1 protein-coding gene is annotated in these 1,003 nt (G+C 63.8%); it reads right to left on the minus strand.

What is annotated here, in order from left to right:
• Window positions 1–971, minus strand: a 971-nt coding sequence (locus tag QH195_RS33315; RefSeq protein WP_432278484.1) for a hypothetical protein, incomplete at its 3' end; no start/stop codon positions are given.
• Window positions 972–1,003: the final 32 nt, after the last annotated feature.

The raw sequence follows: 1,003 nt of genomic DNA on the forward strand, positions 1-1,003 counted from the left end.
TAGTCGTCAACCGTGATCGGCCTACCCGAATAGTCCGAACCACCCTGCCAGCCATAAACCATGCCCGGCCCCGCCCCACCGATCACACCACCGGTCAACGAACGGGGATCCATCTCCCAGTTACCGGTCAACCGTCCCTGAATCGCCCACGCCGCAGTCGCACCCACCAACCCCGCCCCCGAACCGACGAGTGCACCGCGAACCAGCCCACCCCACCGATCCGGCCCCCACGGCAACCGCGCCGCCCCCCGAAACAAGAAATGACCACCCAAACCCGCCGCCGCACCAGCCCCGAACGACACCACCACATTCGTACCGAGCTCATCCCAGTCGTAACCCTGCTGGTAGCCCTTATCCATCAATACGTTCTGAACCACCACCTCCTGCACAGTCCCCTGCGCGACCTCGATCAACCCTTCCTGAATCGCCTCGTACAGAAAATGCGACGACATCGTCCGCAATCCCCGATTGACGACCAAACCCGACAACTGCCGCCGAATCGCCGCCGAGAGCCGCAAACCGACCATCCGGAAGAAATACCGAGTCGCCGCGATAGCCGCCACCTGGGCCCACGGTGCCCCCGGCCCCAGCGTCGCTGCCCAGATCAGCTCCCCAGCCAACCATGTCAGCCCGAAAATCCCGTTCAGCTTGGCAGCGACGACCTCCCCACCGAACTCGTGAATACTCTCGGCCAGACGACCGAAATCCCTCCCCGTCCGCTCGGTATCCTCACGCACACTGCGCAGTTCACCGAGTATCGCCGCGCCACCCTCACCCTCCGGATAGGCCGCCTGCACCGCGGCGATCGCCTCGTCGATCCGCGCCAACTCCTCCTCGAGAAGCTGCCGCTTCAGCTCCTCGAAACCCTCCCGCATGAACTCGGCGAAATCCTCGTTCCCCACCGGGATCTCACTACCACCCACCCAACCCAGCAAACCCGCCAAATCCGCCGGCGGAAACGGAATAGCCACCTACATCACCAATCGGAACCGAGAATCGGAGG

The sequence above is a fragment of the Nocardia carnea genome, from assembly GCF_029868855.1.
Taxonomy (GTDB): Bacteria; Actinomycetota; Actinomycetes; order Mycobacteriales; family Mycobacteriaceae; genus Nocardia; species Nocardia carnea_A.